The sequence below is a fragment of the Mesorhizobium sp. B2-3-4 genome (assembly GCF_006442315.1).
GTDB lineage: Bacteria > Pseudomonadota > Alphaproteobacteria > Rhizobiales > Rhizobiaceae > Mesorhizobium.
The window spans coordinates 112,111-130,181 of the sequence record NZ_VFVY01000001.1 but is presented as its reverse complement, the minus strand read 5'-3'; the positions used below and the strand labels follow the sequence as shown (position 1 = coordinate 130,181).

Annotated in this window: 17 protein-coding genes; 11 read left to right on the top strand and 6 right to left on the bottom strand. The window is 64.3% G+C overall.

The features are described 5' to 3' along the window. Positions 1-59: 59 nt before the first annotated feature. Positions 60-1,448, bottom strand: a complete 1,389-nt coding sequence (locus tag FJ967_RS00735) for an MFS transporter (protein WP_246675131.1) — start codon at positions 1,446-1,448, stop codon at positions 60-62. Positions 1,449-1,755: 307 nt separating this feature from the next. On the opposite strand from FJ967_RS00735, the gene FJ967_RS00730 reads away from it, so the two are divergent. Further along, entirely contained in the window at positions 1,756-2,460 is a 705-nt protein-coding gene (locus FJ967_RS00730; RefSeq protein WP_246675130.1) for a class I SAM-dependent methyltransferase, read from the top strand. 79 nt (positions 2,461-2,539) lie between these two features. Here the strand turns inward: FJ967_RS00730 and FJ967_RS00725 are convergent, their stop codons facing one another. Both FJ967_RS00725 and FJ967_RS00720 read right to left on the bottom strand, forming a co-directional pair. Beyond that, positions 2,540-3,601, bottom strand: coding sequence for a glycerophosphodiester phosphodiesterase family protein (locus FJ967_RS00725; protein ID WP_140729813.1), 1,062 nt, complete (start codon positions 3,599-3,601; stop codon positions 2,540-2,542). Between the two features lie 95 nt (positions 3,602-3,696). Continuing rightward, positions 3,697-4,905 carry an acyltransferase gene (locus FJ967_RS00720; RefSeq protein WP_140729812.1) on the bottom strand — a complete coding sequence of 403 codons (1,209 nt, stop codon included), beginning with the start codon at positions 4,903-4,905 and terminating at the stop codon, positions 3,697-3,699. Between the two features lie 124 nt (positions 4,906-5,029). Here FJ967_RS00720 and speB point away from each other — a divergent pair, with 124 nt between their 5' ends. The 4 genes from speB to FJ967_RS00700 all read left to right on the top strand — a co-directional run bounded on the left by speB (position 5,030) and on the right by FJ967_RS00700 (position 8,236). Further along, positions 5,030-6,037 (top strand): agmatinase, encoded by a 1,008-nt coding sequence (gene speB / locus FJ967_RS00715; protein ID WP_140729811.1) that lies wholly within the window; start codon positions 5,030-5,032, stop codon positions 6,035-6,037. Positions 6,038-6,067: 30 nt separating this feature from the next. Beyond that, on the top strand, positions 6,068-6,994 hold the full coding sequence (gene argC, locus FJ967_RS00710; RefSeq protein ID WP_140729810.1) for an N-acetyl-gamma-glutamyl-phosphate reductase: 927 nt from the start codon (positions 6,068-6,070) through the stop codon (positions 6,992-6,994). Then, positions 6,991-7,833, top strand: a complete 843-nt coding sequence (locus tag FJ967_RS00705; RefSeq protein ID WP_140729809.1) for an aminoglycoside phosphotransferase family protein — start codon at positions 6,991-6,993, stop codon at positions 7,831-7,833. Before argC ends, FJ967_RS00705 begins: the two co-directional genes overlap by 4 nt. A gap of 79 nt (positions 7,834-7,912) precedes the next feature. Then, the gene (locus FJ967_RS00700; RefSeq protein WP_140729808.1) at positions 7,913-8,236 is read left to right on the top strand and encodes a hypothetical protein; all 324 of its coding nucleotides are present in this window, start codon (positions 7,913-7,915) and stop codon (positions 8,234-8,236) included. 29 nt (positions 8,237-8,265) lie between these two features. Here FJ967_RS00700 and FJ967_RS00695 read toward each other — a convergent pair whose 3' ends face one another. Then, complete coding sequence (locus FJ967_RS00695; RefSeq protein WP_246675129.1) at positions 8,266-9,432, bottom strand: COX15/CtaA family protein; 1,167 nt, start codon at positions 9,430-9,432, stop codon at positions 8,266-8,268. 250 nt (positions 9,433-9,682) lie between these two features. Between FJ967_RS00695 and FJ967_RS00690 the strand changes: the two genes are divergently transcribed. Both FJ967_RS00690 and FJ967_RS00685 read left to right on the top strand, forming a co-directional pair. After that, on the top strand, positions 9,683-9,898 hold the full coding sequence (locus FJ967_RS00690; RefSeq protein WP_140729807.1) for a DUF2842 domain-containing protein: 216 nt from the start codon (positions 9,683-9,685) through the stop codon (positions 9,896-9,898). Positions 9,899-9,999: 101 nt separating this feature from the next. Then, positions 10,000-10,404, top strand: coding sequence for a hypothetical protein (locus FJ967_RS00685; protein ID WP_140729806.1), 405 nt, complete (start codon positions 10,000-10,002; stop codon positions 10,402-10,404). Here the strand turns inward: FJ967_RS00685 and FJ967_RS00680 are convergent, their stop codons facing one another. After that, complete coding sequence (locus FJ967_RS00680) at positions 10,405-11,463, bottom strand: polysaccharide deacetylase family protein (RefSeq protein WP_140729805.1); 1,059 nt, start codon at positions 11,461-11,463, stop codon at positions 10,405-10,407. Positions 11,464-11,552: 89 nt separating this feature from the next. Between FJ967_RS00680 and FJ967_RS00675 the strand changes: the two genes are divergently transcribed. Both FJ967_RS00675 and FJ967_RS00670 read left to right on the top strand, forming a co-directional pair. Continuing rightward, entirely contained in the window at positions 11,553-12,782 is a 1,230-nt protein-coding gene (locus tag FJ967_RS00675; protein ID WP_140729804.1) for a GNAT family N-acetyltransferase, read from the top strand. A gap of 113 nt (positions 12,783-12,895) precedes the next feature. Further along, positions 12,896-13,732: a GNAT family N-acetyltransferase gene (locus tag FJ967_RS00670; RefSeq protein WP_140729803.1), complete on the top strand. Its 837-nt coding sequence runs from the start codon at positions 12,896-12,898 to the stop codon at positions 13,730-13,732. A gap of 24 nt (positions 13,733-13,756) precedes the next feature. Here FJ967_RS00670 and FJ967_RS00665 read toward each other — a convergent pair whose 3' ends face one another. After that, entirely contained in the window at positions 13,757-16,051 is a 2,295-nt protein-coding gene (locus tag FJ967_RS00665; protein ID WP_140729802.1) for a Wzz/FepE/Etk N-terminal domain-containing protein, read from the bottom strand. Positions 16,052-16,306: 255 nt separating this feature from the next. Between FJ967_RS00665 and FJ967_RS00660 the strand changes: the two genes are divergently transcribed. Both FJ967_RS00660 and FJ967_RS00655 read left to right on the top strand, forming a co-directional pair. Beyond that, on the top strand, positions 16,307-16,870 hold the full coding sequence (locus FJ967_RS00660) for a polysaccharide biosynthesis/export family protein (RefSeq protein WP_140729801.1): 564 nt from the start codon (positions 16,307-16,309) through the stop codon (positions 16,868-16,870). Between the two features lie 10 nt (positions 16,871-16,880). Then, positions 16,881-18,011: a glycosyltransferase gene (locus tag FJ967_RS00655; RefSeq protein ID WP_140729800.1), complete on the top strand. Its 1,131-nt coding sequence runs from the start codon at positions 16,881-16,883 to the stop codon at positions 18,009-18,011. Positions 18,012-18,071 lie beyond the last annotated feature (60 nt).

Below are 18,071 nucleotides of genomic sequence, written 5' to 3'. Positions count from 1 at the left end.
TTTTCGCATTTCTCGCTATCGAAAAGGCCGCCTCCGGGCGGCCTTTTTGCATCGGGGGCTCATTCAGCGGAATGATCGGCATCGCGGATGAGCAGGAAGGCGCAGAGCGCGGCACCGGCCACGGCAAGCGCCGAGCCCACGAAGGCCAGCCGCATGCCGTCGATCGTGCCCAGCGCCAGGGCGGAGCCGAACAGCGCCACGCCGATCGCGCCACCGGACTGGCGCACGGTGTTTAGCACGCCGGACGCGGTCCCCGACATCGCGGTGGGTACGGAGGACAGTAACGCGGTGGTCATGGCGGGTACGGCCAGGCCGATGCCGACCGGCAGGAACAGCAAGCGCCAGAGCAGCGACGGATAGGACGTATCGGCCTCGATCAGCGCCATCAGCGCGAAACCGGCCGCGCCGATGAACAGGCCGATCGCCATCGGCAATCGTGGACCATAGGTCGCGGCGATGCGTCCGGCGGCGATATTGGACACGGTGACGGCCGCCATGAACGGCAGGAAGGCGAGCCCGGTCAATTCAGGCGAAAAATGCCTCTCCTGCTGGAAATAGAGGCTGAGCATGAAGATCGTGCCGTAGAGTGTCAGGTTCACCGCCAGTCCGACCACGCTTGTCACCGCCGGCACGCGGCTGGCGAACAGGCTGAGCGGGAACATTGGAGCGCGCGTTCTGCTCTCGACCAGCAGGAACAAGCCTCCGGCCACCACAGCCAATACCAGCCCACCGACGACCGGCCACGACGTCCAGCCGGACGAGCCGGTTTCGATGAAGGCGCCGGTCAGTGCGAACAGGGTCACCACGACAAGCCCCTGCCCGGCCCAGTCGACCGGCGGCTTCCGCGCCTCGACCGGCGTCTCCCGCAGGAACCGGTAGGCCATCCAGATCGCGAAAGCCCCGATCGGCAGGTTGACCAGGAAGATGCTTTGCCAGCCGAGCGACCCGACCATGAAACCGCCGAGCACCGGCCCCGCAGACAGGGCGATGCCGCCCGCCGCGGTCCACAGGCCGACGGCATGCGCACGACGTGCCTTGTCGGCGGCATAGGCGCGATTGAGCAGCGCCAGCGAACAGGGCATCAGCAATGCCGCACCCGCCCCCTGCACGGCGCGTGCGGCGATCAGCACCCAGGGGCTCTGCGCCAGGCCGCATGCCAGCGAGGCGATGCTGAACAGCGCCATGCCGCCGACGAAGACGCGGCGAGCGCCGATCCTGTCGCCGAGCGCTCCGCCGGCGAGCAGCAGCGATGCAAAGGCAAGCGTATAGGCGTCGACCACCCATTGCAGGCCGCCTATGCCCATCGAGAGCGCCGCCCCGATCCTGTTCAGCGCGACATTGACGATGGAGACATCGAGCTGCACGACCACGAAGCCGAGACTGGTCGCGGCGATCGTGGCGGCGTAGGCCGCGGGGCGGCTGGAGACCATGGTATCGGGCATGCCCATGGATAACGGCTTCCCCCTGACACCGTTGCGTCAGGAGACGCCGGCACGCGACAACTAGGCCGGCATGCCGATCACGGCAAATCAATTGATGCTGGTGGTCGCCACCGATCGCGGCCATGGCCGCCTTCCCGTCGCGCGCGGCACGGCACCATGCTACGAAACAGGGACCGGCCTTTTCGGCCCGAAGGATACTTGGACAGGTAATTCTTAGGGGAGATCTCAGATGTCGTCACCCGAACCGATCAAATTCACCGATGGCGCGGCCTACGAGCGCTTCATGGCTCCCTGGAGCCGATCCGCCGGGGCTTTGTTCCTCGATTGGCTGGCGCCGGACTCCGGATGGGCCTGGGTTGATGTCGGTGCCGGCAACGGCGCGTTCACTGATCTCATTCTAGCGAAGTCCGCCCCTTCGTCCGTTTGCGCGATCGATCCCTCCGACGCGCAGATTGCGGCTGCTCGGCAAAAAATCTCGGCAAAGCAGGTCGAACTTTCGATTGGCGATGCGATGGCCCTTCCCTACGACGCCAACCGCTTCGACGTCGCTGTGATGGCGCTGGTGCTGTTCTTCGTCCCCGACCCGCGCAAGGGCGCCTCGGAAATGCTCCGCGTCACCAAGCCCGGCGGCATTGTCGCGTCCTACACCTGGGACGTCATGCGCGGCGGCACCCCTACGCAGCATTTGTGGGAAGAGATGGATGCGATGGGCAAACCGGCCGCACGTCCGCCGAGCGCGGAAGTCTCGCGTTTCGCGGCGCTGAAGGCGCTTTGGGCGGAGCTCGGCATCCGCGATGTCGAGACGCGCGAGCTTGTCGTCGAACGCACCTTCGCCGACTTCGACGATTATTGGCTATCCATGGTCGTGAGCAGCCCGAGCGGAATCGTCGGGAAGCTGTCGGATGGGGAGAGCGCGGAGCTGAAACGCCGACTAAAGGACAGATTGCCGGCAAGCGCCACGGGAGCGATCACGGTTCACGCCTGGTCGACGGCGATCAAGGGGCGAAAGGCCGCTTGATGCGTGCGGCGCCTTACGTCGCCGCATTCTTCTTCGCTTTCGCCGTTGAACAGCGGCGCCATGCGCTCGTAGCTCTGGCTCAATTGATGCTGGCTGTTGCGGCAGGTTCAAGGCGTTCGCCCGTCCCCGCATAAGGCACGCGAAAACCGTTCGCCGCCAGCCAGGCGATGGCCGCCTTCGGCTCGTCGGTCTGGATGATTGTGGCGCCGCGATCGGCCCAGAAACCCCAGGCCTCGCGCGGCAGGCTGGCCTGCACCGCCAGTTCGTCGCCGCGCCCGCCGGCGAGGAAGCCGCCCGGCTTGTTGACGATGGCATAGGTGTCGGCCCAGATATGCCAGTCGCCCCTAACCGCCGCCGCGCGCATGCGTGCGCTGAACAGCGGCCCGCCGGTCTGGGTCAGTGTCTCGGCGCCAGCCCGCCAGTTGATCATCTCGATCGCGCGCGGCGCGAAAGCGTGATCGACCGTTTCGGCGAAGCCGGCATCGTGCACGGCGTCATCAGCGATGATCGGCATGAACTGGAAGCCGCCGCCCGCCGCGGCCATGGCGACCTTCACCGTGGTGATCCTATTTTGATTCCACAGATTTTCCTTGACGATGACCTGATCGGCCATGCCGATATCCCGAGCCACCGCGATCATGTCCGGCAAATCGCCCACTTCCAGCTTGTTGTCGAGATTTATGAGAATCCTGTCCTTGGTCGTCATCAGCATCTCGCGCAGCGTCGAGACGGTCTCGCCGGTGACGGCGCCGGTACCCTCGATGACCAGCCGGCACCGCCTCAATTCGGCCAGCGTGTATTTGACCACCTCGCCCTTGCATGTCGTCGTGCGATCCAGCCAGCTGTCATGCATGACGACAAACTCACCGTCCTTCGAGCGCCTGATGTCGACCTCGACGATCTCAGCGCCGATCGCAATCGACCCTGCCACGGCGGCAAGCGAATTTTCGGCATAGAGTGTCTTGCCGGCCTGCATACTGCCGGCGCGATGGGCGGCCACCATGACGTGGTCACGCCACTGGTTGGCATGCTGGAAACGGTCGAGAATCAGCCTGGCGCGGCTTTCGCCGGCCCAGGACTGGCCGATCGAGGCCGCCAGCGCGACAGCGGAAAGCAGAAGGCTAAGCCAGATCGTCCGCATCGAGAATCGCTCCTTGCCGGATCGAGCCGGGGATAGGCGACCTCAGTGACATCCAGGTGAACGAAGCCGGCTAGCGGTCGGCCCGATGTCTCATGTCAGATGCGTTTCGACAGCCGGCGAAACCAGGCCATTGCAGGCATTTCGACCAGGCGCCAGGTGATCCACGACATGGCGATGGTGGCGGCGAGCATGACGACGATCGCCACGGTCCCAGTCCAGCCGGCGCCAAAGCCGGCTGCCGGCTGGCCACGCAGCACGATGTCGCCGACGAGGCCAAGGCCGAGCTTGCGCTCGACCAGCCCGGCGACATTGATGAGGCGCGCCTGAACGAAGATGTGGACCATGTAGATCGAATAGGACAGCGCGCCGAGCGTCAGCATGAACGGTGTCCGCAGCAAAGCGCTGATCCAGCCGCCTTCATGGGCAAAGAGGAACAGCGCCAAGACGAACACCAGCGGCGCGGCAATGCCGGCGTCGTTGTCGCCCGCCAGCGAAACAAAGACGACGATGACAGCGACCATGACGATTTCGGCAACAGTCCAGCTCATGCGTGGACCGCATCTGACCAGCAGTTGTCGTGCCCCTGCAATGGAATCATGCTGAAACCAGGCCAGCAGCGCACCAAGCGAGAAGCCGTAGAGGCAGCGGATGAAGCCGAAATCGTAGGACACATCCATATGATGCGTGGAGAAGCCAAGCAGGAAGAGCGGCGCGGTGACGGCCGCCGCAACGAACCATATCCAGGCGCGCGCGCCGGCGATGAAGACCACGCCGGCAAACAGAAGATAGGCAAAAAACTCCGCCGAGATGCTCCAGCTCGGCGCGTTCCACGTCAGCCGGTCCTCGAAGCCCATGCCTTGCAGCAGGAAGAGATTGGCGACCAGGCTCTTGAGGTCGAAGCCGCCGGTGAAGGGAGCGGCGCCGGCGCCATGCAGTTGCGGCAGCACCAGCCGCAGCAGTTCGAAGCCGGCAAAGGCGGCAAGCATGACCAGATGCAGCGGATAGATGCGACCGAAGCGGACCAGCGCGAAGCGGGCGACCTCCTGCGGCCGGCTCAGCCGATTGGCATAGCTGGAGGCGATGACGAAGCCCGACAGGACGAAGAAGAAGTCGACGAAAAGATAGGACGAGCCGACAAAGCTGCTCTGCGAGATCGCCGAGGCGGTCGGGAAATGAAACAGCGCCACCAGCAACGCGCAGATGCCGCGCCACGAATCGAGAACCTGGAAGCGTTCGCCGGCGATCGTGCCGGCGTGGGTCGACACCAAGGCATCGGACGGATTAAGAAACGCGGTCTGCGTCATGATGATACAAATCCTGTCTTGCCGTGGCACCCGGGCGGCGCGTTTTCGTCTCCCCAAGCTGTGACTGGCATCTTCCATGCCGGTTCTGTAGTTGTTGCACCCCGATGAAAACCGAGGACCAGTAATGGCGACCAAGAACATCGACCACGCCTTCACCGCCCGCTCCAAGACGGGCGCCGCCTACGAGCCGACCTACTCCGGCGCGTTGTCGTTCATGCGGCGCAAATACACCAAGGACGTGAAGGGCGCGGACGCGGTCGTGTGGGGCATTCCCTTCGACGCCGCCGTTACCAATCGGCCCGGCGCCCGTTTCGGGCCGCAGGCGATCCGCCGCGCTTCGGCGATCCTCGACAATGATCCGCAATACCCGTTCTCGCGCGACCTCTTCGAACACCTCGCCGTGGTCGACTATGGCGACTGCCTGCTCGATTCGGGCAACCATCAGAAGACGCCCGGCACGATCGAGCGCGAGGCTGCCAAGATCCTCAAATCGGGCGCCTTCCTGCTGACGCTCGGCGGCGACCATTTCGTCACCTGGCCGCTTTTGAAGGCACATGCCGCCATCCATGGTCCGCTCGCCCTGGTGCAGTTCGACGCCCACCAGGACACCTGGCCCGATGACGGCAAACGCATCGATCATGGTTCCTTCGTCGGCCGCGCGGTCACCGAAGGCATCATCGATCCCGACCGTTCGATCCAGATCGGCATCCGCACCCATGCGCCCGACACGTTCGGAATCAAGATCCTGCACGGCCATGAAATCGAGGAGATGCGGGCCTCCGACATCGCCTACGCCATCGTCGACCGCACCGGCGGCAAGAAGACGTATCTGACCTTCGACATCGACTGCCTGGATCCTGCCTATGCGCCGGGAACCGGCACGCCGGTTTCGGGCGGCCCGTCCTCGGCCAAGATCCTGTCGACGCTGCGTCAGCTCAACCAGGTCGATATTGTCGGCGCCGATGTCGTGGAGGTTGCGCCGGCCTACGATCACGCCGATATAACGGCGATCGCCGGCTCCATGGTCGCCATGCAGTATCTCGGCCTGCTGGCGGAACGGAAGGCGCGACAGGAAGAACTGAACAACGGCAGCCACAATGGTGCCGCGGTCAATCACGGCAACGGCATATAGTCCCAGGCTATCAAGGAATTCGATCAGGCAATGAAACCGAAAATCTTCATCGACGGCGAGCACGGCACCACCGGCCTCCAGATCCGGGCGCTGCTTGCCGAGCGTGGCGATCTGGAGATCATTTCCATTCCGACCGAGCGGCGCAAGGAAACGGCCGCGCGCGCCGAATTCCTCAATGCGGCCGATATCGCGATCCTGTGCCTGCCCGACGACGCAGCCAGGGAAAGCGTCTCGCTGATCGCCAACGACACCACCAAGGTCATCGACGCCTCGACCGCGCATCGCGTCGCCGAAGGCTGGGAATACGGCTTTGCCGAAATGGACAAGGAACAGGCTGGGAAGATCGCCTCGGCCAAGCGCATCGCCAACCCGGGCTGCTGGCCGCAGGGACCGATCGCGACGCTCAGGCCACTTGTCACATCAGGCCTGTTGCCGGCCAATTTCCCCATCGCGGTCAACGGCATTACGGGTTATTCGGGCGGCGGAAGGCCGATGATCGAGGATTATGTCGCCAAGGGCGAGGACGCCTCGGAGTTCCTGCCCTATGGCCTCACCCTGCAGCACAAGCACGTGCCGGAACTCAAGGCCTATGCGAAGCTGTCAAATGATCCAATCATGCAGCCGGCGGTGGGCAATTTCGCGCAAGGCATGATCACGGTGGTACCGTTGCAGCTCGGCGGCCTCGATCGCGTACCGGCGGGCGCCGAACTTCACGCCGCCATTGCCGACCATTTCGCCGCGATCAAGGGTGGTGTGGTCGAGGTGGCGCCTTATGCGCATCTGGAGCGCGTGCCGGACATCGATCCTGAGGTCTATAACGGCACCAACCGCATGAAGGTCTATGTCTTTGCCAACGACAGCAGAGCGCAGGCGCTGCTGCTGGCGGTCTACGACAATCTCGGCAAGGGTGCCTCGGGCGCCGCCGTCCAGAACATGGACCTTATGCTCGGCCTGTGACGGACGCTCCCGTCTTTCCGGCGCGTTGGAAGGTCGTCGCGCCCGAACTCGTCGCCGAGACTTTTTCGAGCCGCATCTGGAAGGTGCGGCGCGAGGACGGCTCGCCCGCGATCGTCAAGGCGCTGAAACCGTTCGACGACGTTGCCGACGAACTTCGCGGCGAGCACTATCTCGCCTGGCGGCGTGGCGAGGGCGCGGTACGGCTGCTCGGCCGCGACGGACATTCCATGCTGCTCGAATATGGCGGCGACAGGCTGCTCTCGCAGGTTATCGACGAACAGGGTGACGATGCGGCGACCGCCATCGCGGCCGACGTGATGGCGAAACTGGTCTCGCCTGGAAAAGTCCCCTACCCGGCCGAACTGCAGCCGCTCAGGGAGCGGTTCTCCAGCCTGTTCAGCAAGGCCAGGGCCGACCTCAGGGCCGAAATCAACAGCATCTATGTCGAAGCCGGCGCGATCGCCGATCGCCTGCTGGCCAATCCGCGCGATGTCCGGCCGCTCCATGGCGACCTGCACCACGAAAACATCCTGCATGGCCCGCGCGGCTGGTTGGTGATCGATCCCAAGGGCGTGCTCGGCGATCCCGGCTTCGATGCGGCAAACATGTTCTACAACCCGCTCGATCGCGATGCACTTTGCCTTGATCCCTCGCGGATCGCGCATATGGCCGAAACCTTTGCCCGGACGCTGGAGCAATCGCCGCCGGCGATACTCGATCATGCCATCGCCTATGGCTGCCTGTCGGCGGCCTGGCACCGTGAGGGCAGCAATGCGGTCGAGGAGAACCGCGAACTGTCGATCGTCAGGGCAATCACGACTGTGCGAGCGCGTTTCTGACAGAGGGAAGAGCTGAGGTAACCGCTCGTTCACCATGATCGGCTACCGATGAGCCTTGGCTCCCACCCAAGGATTTCTCATGGTCAGCGCGATCTCGGGCTCCTCCGCAGCGCAGTATTCCTCGTCCAGTTCCTCGAGCAATGCAGCCCAGGAGGCCGCGCTCGAAAAGCAGATCCAGGATCTGGAGGACCAGGCCAAGGCGATCACCGATGAGGTCAAGGCCGCGCAGGTGCGGCAGGATATCGCCGTGGCCCAGGCCAAGCTCGACGCGCTCAGGGCCGCCGACGCCGACAAGGCAGCCAAGGCCGCTCAGAGCCAGTCGACACCATCCGCCGCCGCAGTGCGTCAGGCGGAATTCGATGGCCAGAAGACAACGACGCAGTCGAACGAATTCTGGATGTGACGGGCCAGCCGGAATTCAGTTTAGGGCAGCTACTTGCTCGTCATATGTACGGTGCCGACTACAAAGTAGCCCGCCAGCAAAACCAGAACAGGTATGGCAATATACCTGCGCCTCATCGGAGGCCTTGTGGGCAAGGGGTAAGCGCCCTTGGTGCCGCGCCAGTGAGCTGCGGCAAAGCCCAGTACGATCAGCGCGAAACCCTGGTGCGTCAGCGCCATGTGCAACGGCACCTGCATCAGCAGCGTGCCGATGCCGATCGAGGCCTGCACCAGCACCAGCAGAAATAGCAATGTCGCCCGGCGGGCGTGCGTTGAGCCCGGTAGGCGGATCCGTGTCGCGATCATATGCCAGAGCGCGACGGCGAAGACCGTGTAGGCGCCGAGCCGGTGGACGAACTGCACCGTCTTCGGGTTCTCGAAGAAGTTGCGCCACGCCGGCTCGAGGATCAGCAGGTCGCCGGGGATGATCTTGCCATCCATCAATGGCCAGGTGTTGTAGCTCATGCCGGCGTCGAGACCGGCGACCAGGCCACCGAGATAGATCTGGATCAGCGCCAGAAGCACGATGACACCGGCCAGCCTCTGCGTCGAGCGATCGGCGGCGGGTTCGGAATGCGGCGCCAGCCCACGCGCGACGACCATGGTGGCGGTGAAGATCAGCGCCGCAAGCGTCAAATGCGTCGCCAGCCGGTACTGGCTCACCGACACGCGGTCGACCAGGCCGGAAGCCACCATCCACCAGCCGATGGCGCCCTGGAGGCCGCCGAGAACCAGGATGCCGACGAGCTTGGGCCCAAGGCCGCGCTCGATGCGGCGCGCCGCCCAGAAGACCAGCAGCGGCAAGGCAAAGACCAGGCCGACGGAGCGCGCCAGCAAGCGATGCGCCCATTCCCACCAGAAGATCGACTTGAACGCCTCGACGCTCATGCCCTTGTTGAGCTCGGTGTATTGCGGGATCTGCTGATAGCGCTGGAATTCTTCCTGCCATTCGGCGTCGTTGAGCGGCGGAATGACGCCATGGATCGGCTGCCATTCGGTGATCGACAGGCCAGACTCGGTCAAACGCGTGGCGCCGCCGACCAGCACCAGCGCGAACAGCACCAGGATCACGACGTATAGCCAACCACGCACCAGTGCCCGGTTGTGCAGGTCGCGGTCGCGGGCCTGGTAAGGCGCAGCAGCAGATATGGCGGCCATGGGTTCATTTCCGGCGGTTTTCGATGTCGCGGATTGGTGGACCATCGCACTACTGCTGGCAAGACCGGGCAGCGCGGCACGCCGTCGCGCCCGATGTCGCGGGTTGCGTGCGTCCCGCGTTCGGCCTAGAGCGGGATGCGATGGATCGCAATTCCGTTCCATCTCATCGTTTCACGCATGATGTGAAACCGAAAAGTCCGCAACTTTTCGGCGTCATGCTCCAAGCGGTGGCAATCAACGAGACCGTACCATGCCCATTCGCCTGAAAAAGCTGATCGGAATGTTCCTGCTGGTGGCATTGGTCATCGTCTATGCGCTGGTGGCGTCGATCTTCGCTGTGGCGCGGCTGTCGGAGTCGGGCGCGCTGGTGCAATTCCTGTTCTTCCTGTTCAGCGGCCTGCTGTGGGTCCTGCCGGCGATGGGCATCATCAAATGGCTGATGCTGGAGCCGCGCTCGAAAAGCTGAAATATCCTGCCCGCATTGGGCGCTGGCCTGTAAACGCGAACGTGATTCATCCGCGCGCGGCCCGAGCGCTATCCTGACGGCGTTCATCAGTGGAGGCCGGCATGCTGAAAGGGATGTTCGCGGGACTGCTTCTTCTGTTCGTTTCACTCAGCGCATCGGTCGCGGCGGCCGAAACCATCAACGTCTCCGACGACCACGGCGGCAGCGTTGCCGCCTACAGCCAGCGCTGGAAAGCGCTTGCGGCGCGCGGCGTCAACGTACGCATTGTCGGCAAATGCCAGTCCGCCTGCACGGTGTTGCTCGGCTACATACCCCGCAGCCGCATCTGCGTGATGCCGGCGGCGAGTTTCGGCTTCCACCTCGCCCATCGCACCGACATGACCGGTGTGCTGTGGAACGCCTATGCGTCCGATATCAGGGGCTGGATCAACGCGCATGGCGGCTTGACGGCAAATCTCAAATGGATGAGCGCACCGGACACCTACCGCTACTTCCACAAATGCTGATCAGATCGTAACGACCATCTTGCCGGCATTGGCGAGCGGCGTCGTCACGCCCGACAGCATCGTGCGGATATGGGCGAGGTTCTGGTAACGGCCATTGACCGAAATGCGCGGCAAGGCATGCAGGAAGCCCGCATGTTCGGCCCGCAACACGCCGTGGCGGGTGGTGACAGCCGAGGCATAGCCGGCGTCGCGCGCAAAACCCACCTCGCGGCAACCGACGGCCCTGGCATAGCCGTAGGGATAGGCGAAATGCCGCGGCTCCTTGCCAAGCTCGGCCAGCAACTTGTCCTTGACCGCGCCGATCTCGTGCCGCGCATCAGCCTCGGAAAGCCGCTTGAGATTGCTGTGGCTGATCGTGTGGGCACCGATCGTCACCAGTGGATGCGCGGCCATGGTGCGGATCTCGTCCCAGTTCATCAGCGTTCGCAGGCGCGGGGCGTCGGCGTCGACGCCGTTCGACGCGGCGAGCGCGCGCAGCACACCGCGCAACTCTTCCTCGCGAACCTCGGTGGTGAAATAGGCATGCAGGCGGGCGATGGCCTGATGTTTCCTGGCGGGGGTCGCGCAATCAATGACCGTGGGGCCGTCGGCTGTCGCCAGGGTCAAGCCGTCAGAGGCGTTGACGATATCCTCGACGACATCCCACCAGAGATGGGCGGTGCCGTCGATCAGTCCGGGCGCGACATAGATGGTGAGCGGCGCGCCATGTTTTTCCAGAACCGGCAGCGCCTCGGTCATGTTGTCGCGATAGGCATCGTCGGCGGTGATGGTGGCGAACCGGCCACCCTTGCCGCCTGCCTTGATGCGCTCAACGGCTTCGTCCATCGAGACGAAGGCATAGCCGTCCGCTTTCATGTCGGCGATCAGGGCATCGAGGAAGCGCGGCGCGATGTTCAGGTGGCGGTTGACGCTATCGGGCTTTTCGGGTGTCGCCGTCACGCGGTGCAGCATCAGGATAGCGCCGATGCCGCCGACAAACGGCCTGGCCAGCGGTGCGAGGCCGGTAAAGCGGGCGACGTTGAGCGCCAGTTTCCGGATTGCCTCCCCACCGTCGATCATTCATTCACCTTTTGCGCCTAGGCTATCCAAGCATGGAATACGCCTGAGCGCCCCCCAAATCGGGATCAATACGCCCTAAGGATTGAGGTATGGTTGACGCAACCGCGTCATTTGACGGCAAGCGGCTCGCGGCGAACGAGGCTTCGCCACGCGCGCTGCCCAAGGATGACACGGGGCTGACGGTTTCCATTGCCGCCGCCGAAGGACTCGCGGCCTATGCGACCTTCTGCCGTTCGGCGCTCAGCGCGCCGGCGCAGAGCGCGGCATGGGTCTCGACCTGGGCCGCCGAGGTCCGGCCCGATCTGCTTGTCGCCACCCTCGAACTGGACGGCAAGCCGGTCTTCGCGCTGGCGTTGGAAGTCGTCAAGCGCGGCCCGTTGCGGGTAGCCCAGTTCATGGGCGGCCGCCATGCCAACGGCAATTTCGCCGCCGCCAACCCGCAATGGCTGGCCAAACCCGACATCACGGCCGTCCGATCGATGCTCGCGACGATCGCCAGGTCGCGGCCCGATATCGATCTCATTGCGCTGGAAAGATTGCTGCCCGATCTCGACGGCGTCGCCAATCCGCTGGCGTCGCTGGAGCATTTCACCAGCCCCAACCTTTCGCTGGCCGTCGACCTCAGCGGCGGATTCGATGCGCTGCTGCTGCGCGCCAGCGGCAAGCGCAAGCGCAAGAAGCATCGTTCGCAGACGCGCAAGTTCGAGGCTGTCGGCAGCCACCGGCGCATCGAGGCAAGCAGCGCCGACGAGGTGGAGAGGCTGCTCGAAGCGTTCTTCGAAATGAAGGAGCAGCGCTTCCGCAAGATGGGTATTGCCAACGTCTTCGGCGACGCGCGCACGCGCTCCTTCTTCCGAGGCCTGTTCACCCAGGCACTCGCCGAGGCCAGACCTTCCTTCGTGCTGCACGGGCTGGAGGTCGCCGGCAAGCTGCGCGCCGTCACTGGATCGAGCCGCTCGGGCAAGCGCCTGATCTGCGAGTTCGGAGCGATCGCCGAGGACGACCTCTCCAATACCAGTCCGGGCGATTTCCTGTTCTTCGACAACATCCAGGATGCCTGCCGGACCGGCTTTGCGGTTTACGACTTTTCCGTCGGAGACGAGCCCTACAAGCGGCTATGGTGCGATATCGAAACGCGGCATTTCGAGGTCCTGGTGCCACTGACGCTCAAAGGTCGGGCGCTGGGACTGGCGCTTCGCCAGGGCGCACGCGTGAAAACCCTGATCAAGAACAGCCCGACGGTCTGGAAGCTGACCAAGATGCTGCGCCGCAAGGCCGCGGGGCAGGCTGCGCCTGCGGTCGGCGAGGACGACAGCTAGACCTGCCCTTGCGTTCGCTGACCTCGAGCCGCAGCAGTGCCCAAGGGGCCGCTGGCCGAGACCTCCATCCCATGCTGAAATCCCACGACCGAACACTATCGCTGCCGAGCATCATGAAACCGATCATCCGCACGCTGTCGCTGGGACAATTGGTCAATCTCGTCGACTGGGCGGCCGCGGAGGGCTGGAACCCCGGCCTCGACGATGCGGCGATGCTCCAGGCTGCGGACCCCGAGGGTTTCATCGGTGCATTTGCCGGAAACGAAATGGTCGCCGGAATCTCGGCGGTTGCCTATGGCAGCGATTTTGGTTTCGTTGGCCTCTACATCTGCCGGCCTGATATGCGCGGCAAGGGCTATGGCAAGGCGGTATGGACCGCGGGCATAGAACGGCTGGCCGGACGCACTATCGGGCTCGATGGCGTCGAAGCGCAGCGCGCCAACTACGAGAGCAAAGGGTTCAGGCCGGTCTACGAGACCATTCGCTACAGCGGGCGCCCGACGGCACTGCCCAGTGGCATCAGGCGGCCTCGCATGGTGACGGCGCGGATGGTGCCCGACATCATCGCCTATGACGCGCTTTGCTTTCCCGCGCCCCGCGATTCTTTCCTGCGGCGATGGCTGCAACCGCCGCACCACGCCGTGGCGATGATCGCATCACAGGCAACGGCCGGTTACGCCGTGGCGCGTGCCTGCCGCAGCGGTTTCAAGGTCGGCCCGCTGTTTGCCGACGACATGCGGACCGCACTGGAATTGCTCGAAGACCTGGCGGCCACCTGCAAAGGAGGCGACCTCAATATCGACGTTCCCGCCACTCAGTCGGACTTCATCGCAGCGCTCGAGGCGGCAGGCTTCTCGGCGACCTTCAGCACCACGCGCATGTACAAGGGTCCGCCGCCGAGGCTGGACACCAACAGGATGTTTGGCGTGACGACGCTGGAACTGGGATAGGGCAGGCAGTCGCCCGCGGCTCTCTCAAGCCGCGGAGCGCCGGCCCGGCAACGGGGTTCCAGGCGGTTCGTGACCGAGCGGCGTCACCAGCGTCAGGTCGGGATAGCCGCTCTCGATGAGCTTGACTGCAGCCTGTGTGACCTCGTCGTCCGGTTCCAGCATCGACAGGAACACCTCGGTGGCCTCGCCACCCAGACGACTGATGCCCTGAGCGTCGGCCGGCCCGCATTCGACCACGACCAGATCATAGGCCGTCGTCAGCGACTGCATGATGATCGGCAGCCGATCGGCGGCGCGCATGGCACGGACCGGATCGGCTGTGCCAACGGGAATGACATGGCAGTCGGAATAGAGGTCGGCATGGATCACGTCGCTGAACTGGGACTGCGACGCCAGCAGGTTGGTGATGCCGGGGAAAAGCCCGCTGTCCAGCATGGGTCGCGAGGCGGCGCCAGAGGCCGTGAGGTCGAGCAACAGCACGCGCAGGCCGGCGTCGGAAACCTCGCGCGCCACCAGGATCGCCGATGCCGCCGCTTCATCGCCCTCTGGGGAAACGAATATGGCGCGCGCGGCGCCGCTCGCGATCAGCTTCTCGGCGGCTTTCTCGATGTCGATCTCGCCCAGCACCGAACGCGGCCGTCGAACCTCCCGGGCGGGTTCGGGCTCAGCCGCGGGTTGAGGCTCGGCGACGGCTTCAGGCTCAGCCATCGGTTCAGGCTCGGCGACTGGCTCCGCCCTGGCGATCGGTTCGGCGGGCCATTGCGGTGCCGGCGGCTGCGCGACACTTTCAGGCCATGACGGTTCGGCGGCACCCTTGGGGAACTCGTTGACGGCTGCCGGCTCCAGGCGGGCGTCCGGTTCCTGATGAGCGGCCGGCGGCATCGGCACCTCGTCGATCGGTTCAAACCGGGCGCCCCTGGCCGGGCGCATGGCGCGGCCCGAGAAAAGCTCGCGCAACAGCGTGAACACCGCCGCCAGCAGCAGCGAGGCCGCCGCGGCAGCGCCGACGATCGGCCCAATTTTCGGGAAGTATGGCTCGGAAGGAACCGAAGCCGGCGACGCGATGCGGGCATCGACCGGAACATAGTTGCGATCCTGGCGCGACGCCGCCTCGCGATAGTTGGTCAGGTAGAGTTCGAGTTGCTGGCGCTTGGCGGCCGCATCGCGCTGCAGCGCGTCGAGACCGACCTGCTGTTCGCCAGCCTGCGCCGAAGCAGCCTTGAGCGTGTTTACGTCGGCGACAAGCTGGCTTTCGCGCGCCTTGGCGGCATCGGCCTGCATCGCAAGGCCCTTCATGATCTTCTGGGCCTCACTGCGGATTTGTGCGTCGAGATCGGCCAGTTGCGATTTGGCCGCGCGAATACGCGGATGATTGTCGAGCAGCGTCGTCGACAGATCCGCGATATTGGCGCGCAGCTCGACCTGCCGTTCCCGCAAGCGCTGGATCAGATCGGAAGACAACACTTCCGGCAGCGAATCCAGCGATCCGCCATTCTGCAGTGCCTTGCGCACGCTCTCGGCGGTGCCTTCAGCCGCGGCGCGGTTGGCCCGCACCCGCGACAATTCGGTCGACAGTTCGGCCAGTTGCTGGGTGGCCAGCGTGGAATTGTTGCCGCCCATCAGGAGGTCCGACTGGGCGCGGTAGGCCGCGACCTTGGCCTCGGCATCCTTGACCTGCTTGGACAGGTCGGCGATCTCGGGCGCCAGAAAATCCGCGGCTGCGCTGTTCGATTCGCGCTTGGTCGCACCCTGCCCCGCAATGTAGGCGGCGGCGATGGCGTCGGGAATGGCCGCTGCCAGCTTGGGATCCTCGGAAGAGAACTCGACGGTAATGATGCGGGTCTTTTCAACGCCGAAGACGTTGAGCTTCTCACGCATCTTCTTCAGGACGCGTTCGTCGGCCGGAACGTCCATCGGGTCGGTTTTCAATCCGAGCAGGATCAACACGCGGCTCAAGGACGACATATTGATCGTCTCGTCGAATTCGGACAGCCGCGACAGGCCGAGTTTCTGGGCGACCTGCTTGAGGATTTCGTTGGACGAAATGATCTGGACCTGGGTGGCGACGCCTTGCTCATCGAGGATCGGCTTGTCGGCGTCCGGGTTGCTGCTCGCGGGCCGCGTGTAGACGGATTCCCGTGGAACGATTTCCACCTGCGTCTGGGCCTTGTAGTGCTTGGTCGCGAACGACGCGGCCGCGTAGGCCAGACCCGTCACTACCAGAACGAAGACCAGAATCCGCAGCCAGTTCCGACCCAGGCTGGCGAAGAGCTGCTTGAGATCGACGTCGACGTCTGCGGCCGCGGATTGAACGGACATGCATCCCTACTCCGAAACTGGGTCAGGATGCACCGTAAACAACTATGGTAACTCAGCCGTTAAGATCGCGGTAAGCTTCCATTAGGGTTTACTGGCGGCCGAAAGCAAAAATCGATAAAACCGCAAAACCTTGCCGGCGCGAGCGCTATTGGCTGGGTCCTTTACCGGCCATTAACCCTAACAGGATGATAACGGACCCGATCCCAGATGTTTGCTGCGACGCCGCAGCGGCCAGTCGAAGGTACGTATCCGGTCATGAAAAGCACTGCTTCCCTCTTTCGCGCACTGCTTGCCGTATCGATGCTCGCCGGCTGCTCCAGCTACCGGCCGACGCCGGCCGCCTTTCACGAGGTCCTCGATCAGCCCTATCGCCTCGGCGCCGGCGACCGCGTCCGCGTCACCGTGTTCGAGCAGGACGGCTTGACCAATAGCTACAGCGTCGACCAGTCCGGCTACATTTCCTTCCCGCTCGTCGGCGCCATCCCCGCACGCGGCCACACCGCGCAGCAGATGGAAAAGGAGATCGCCGACAAATTGCGGCAAGGCTATCTGCGCGACCCGGACGTCTCCGTCGAGATCGATCGTTACCGGCCGATCTTCGTCATGGGCGAAGTGGGCGCTGCCGGCCAGTATTCCTATGTGCCCGGCCTGACCGTGCAGAAGGCGATCGCCATCGCCGGAGGCTTCTCGCCGCGCGCCAACCAGGAGAGCGTCGACATTACCCGCGATATCAATGGCAAGGTGATAACCGGCCGCGTGGTCACCTCCGACCCGTTGCTGCCGGGAGATACCGTCTACGTCCGCGAACGCCTGTTCTGACAGACACCTCGTGGCGGACAAGCTCAGGATCGTCCACTGCTTTCGCTCACCTGTCGGAGGAATTTTCCGCCACGTGCGCGACCTCACGGAAGCGCAGGTCGCTGCCGGCCACATGGTTGGCATCGTCTGCGACTCGACCACCGGCGGCGAATTGGAAGAGCACCTGTTCGAGCAGATGAAGGACATGCTGGCGCTCGGCATCCATCGCACGCCGATGCAGCGCCATGTCGGACCGGGCGACCTCGCCTCCGCCCGGCGCACTTACAGGATCATCAAGGAATTGCGGCCGGACGTGCTGCACGGGCATGGCGCCAAGGGTGGCGCCTATGCCCGTCTGTTCGGCTCATTGTTGCGGGTTTCAAGGTCTCGCGTGGCCCGCCTCTATTCGCCGCATGGCGGCTCTCTGCACTATGACGAGAGCACGGTCACCGGGAAGCTGTTCTTCGCGCTCGAGCACCTCATGGCGCGCTTCACCGATTGCCTGCTGTTCGTCTCCGACTACGAGCGGCGAGCCTATCGCAGGAAGGTGGGCGTGCCGCCGATCCCGAACATGCTGGCCTACAACGGACTTCGCGCCGCCGAATTCGAGCCGGTGACCACCCGGGCCGATGCAGCCGACATGCTCTATATCGGCATGATGCGGGACCTCAAGGGCCCCGACATCTTCATCGATGCGCTGGCCGCCGCGGCTCCCCGGCTCGGACGGGCACCGAGCGCGGTGATGGTCGGCGACGGCGACGACCTGCCACGCTACCACGCACAAGTGAAGCGCCTCGGGCTTGAAGGCAATGTCCGCTTCCTGCCGCCGATGCCGGCCCGGGAGGCCTTCTTGCTGGCGACGCTCGTCATCGTTCCCTCGCGCGCCGAAGCCATGCCCTATATCGTGCTGGAGGCACTTGCAGCGGCAAGACCCGTCATCGCGACCGCCGTCGGCGGCATACCGGAGATTTTCGGTCCGGACTCCCCTGCCCTGATCCGGTCGGATCCGGTCGAGCTCGCAGACAAGATGAGCCAGGCGCTGGGCGACCTTGCCGCTTATGGCAAATTGATGCCGGATGAATCCTCCCTCAAAGCGCGCTTCGGAGCCGACGTCATGGCCGCCGAAATCGAGAAGGCCTATTTCGCCGCGCTCGGAAAGTAGTCCCAAGCCCGTTCAAAGCCACAGGTTGTTTCAAGGGTTTCTTAGCTCTCTTTTGCTAAT

What these genes read in the sequence shown, in the direction of transcription:
- FJ967_RS00735 (WP_246675131.1), bottom strand. Translation starts at nt 1,448, where the DNA reads ATGGGCATGCCCGATACCATGGTCTCCAGCCGCCCCGCGGCCTACGCC.
- FJ967_RS00725 (WP_140729813.1), bottom strand. Translation starts at nt 3,601, where the DNA reads ATGCGGACGATCTGGCTTAGCCTTCTGCTTTCCGCTGTCGCGCTGGCG.
- FJ967_RS00720 (WP_140729812.1), bottom strand. Translation starts at nt 4,905, where the DNA reads ATGACGCAGACCGCGTTTCTTAATCCGTCCGATGCCTTGGTGTCGACC.
- speB (WP_140729811.1), top strand. Translation starts at nt 5,030, where the DNA reads ATGGCGACCAAGAACATCGACCACGCCTTCACCGCCCGCTCCAAGACG.
- argC (WP_140729810.1), top strand. Translation starts at nt 6,068, where the DNA reads ATGAAACCGAAAATCTTCATCGACGGCGAGCACGGCACCACCGGCCTC.
- FJ967_RS00700 (WP_140729808.1), top strand. Translation starts at nt 7,913, where the DNA reads ATGGTCAGCGCGATCTCGGGCTCCTCCGCAGCGCAGTATTCCTCGTCC.
- FJ967_RS00695 (WP_246675129.1), bottom strand. Translation starts at nt 9,432, where the DNA reads ATGGCCGCCATATCTGCTGCTGCGCCTTACCAGGCCCGCGACCGCGAC.
- FJ967_RS00690 (WP_140729807.1), top strand. Translation starts at nt 9,683, where the DNA reads ATGCCCATTCGCCTGAAAAAGCTGATCGGAATGTTCCTGCTGGTGGCA.
- FJ967_RS00685 (WP_140729806.1), top strand. Translation starts at nt 10,000, where the DNA reads ATGCTGAAAGGGATGTTCGCGGGACTGCTTCTTCTGTTCGTTTCACTC.
- FJ967_RS00680 (WP_140729805.1), bottom strand. Translation starts at nt 11,463, where the DNA reads ATGATCGACGGTGGGGAGGCAATCCGGAAACTGGCGCTCAACGTCGCC.
- FJ967_RS00675 (WP_140729804.1), top strand. Translation starts at nt 11,553, where the DNA reads ATGGTTGACGCAACCGCGTCATTTGACGGCAAGCGGCTCGCGGCGAAC.
- FJ967_RS00670 (WP_140729803.1), top strand. Translation starts at nt 12,896, where the DNA reads ATGAAACCGATCATCCGCACGCTGTCGCTGGGACAATTGGTCAATCTC.
- FJ967_RS00665 (WP_140729802.1), bottom strand. Translation starts at nt 16,051, where the DNA reads ATGTCCGTTCAATCCGCGGCCGCAGACGTCGACGTCGATCTCAAGCAG.
- FJ967_RS00660 (WP_140729801.1), top strand. Translation starts at nt 16,307, where the DNA reads ATGAAAAGCACTGCTTCCCTCTTTCGCGCACTGCTTGCCGTATCGATG.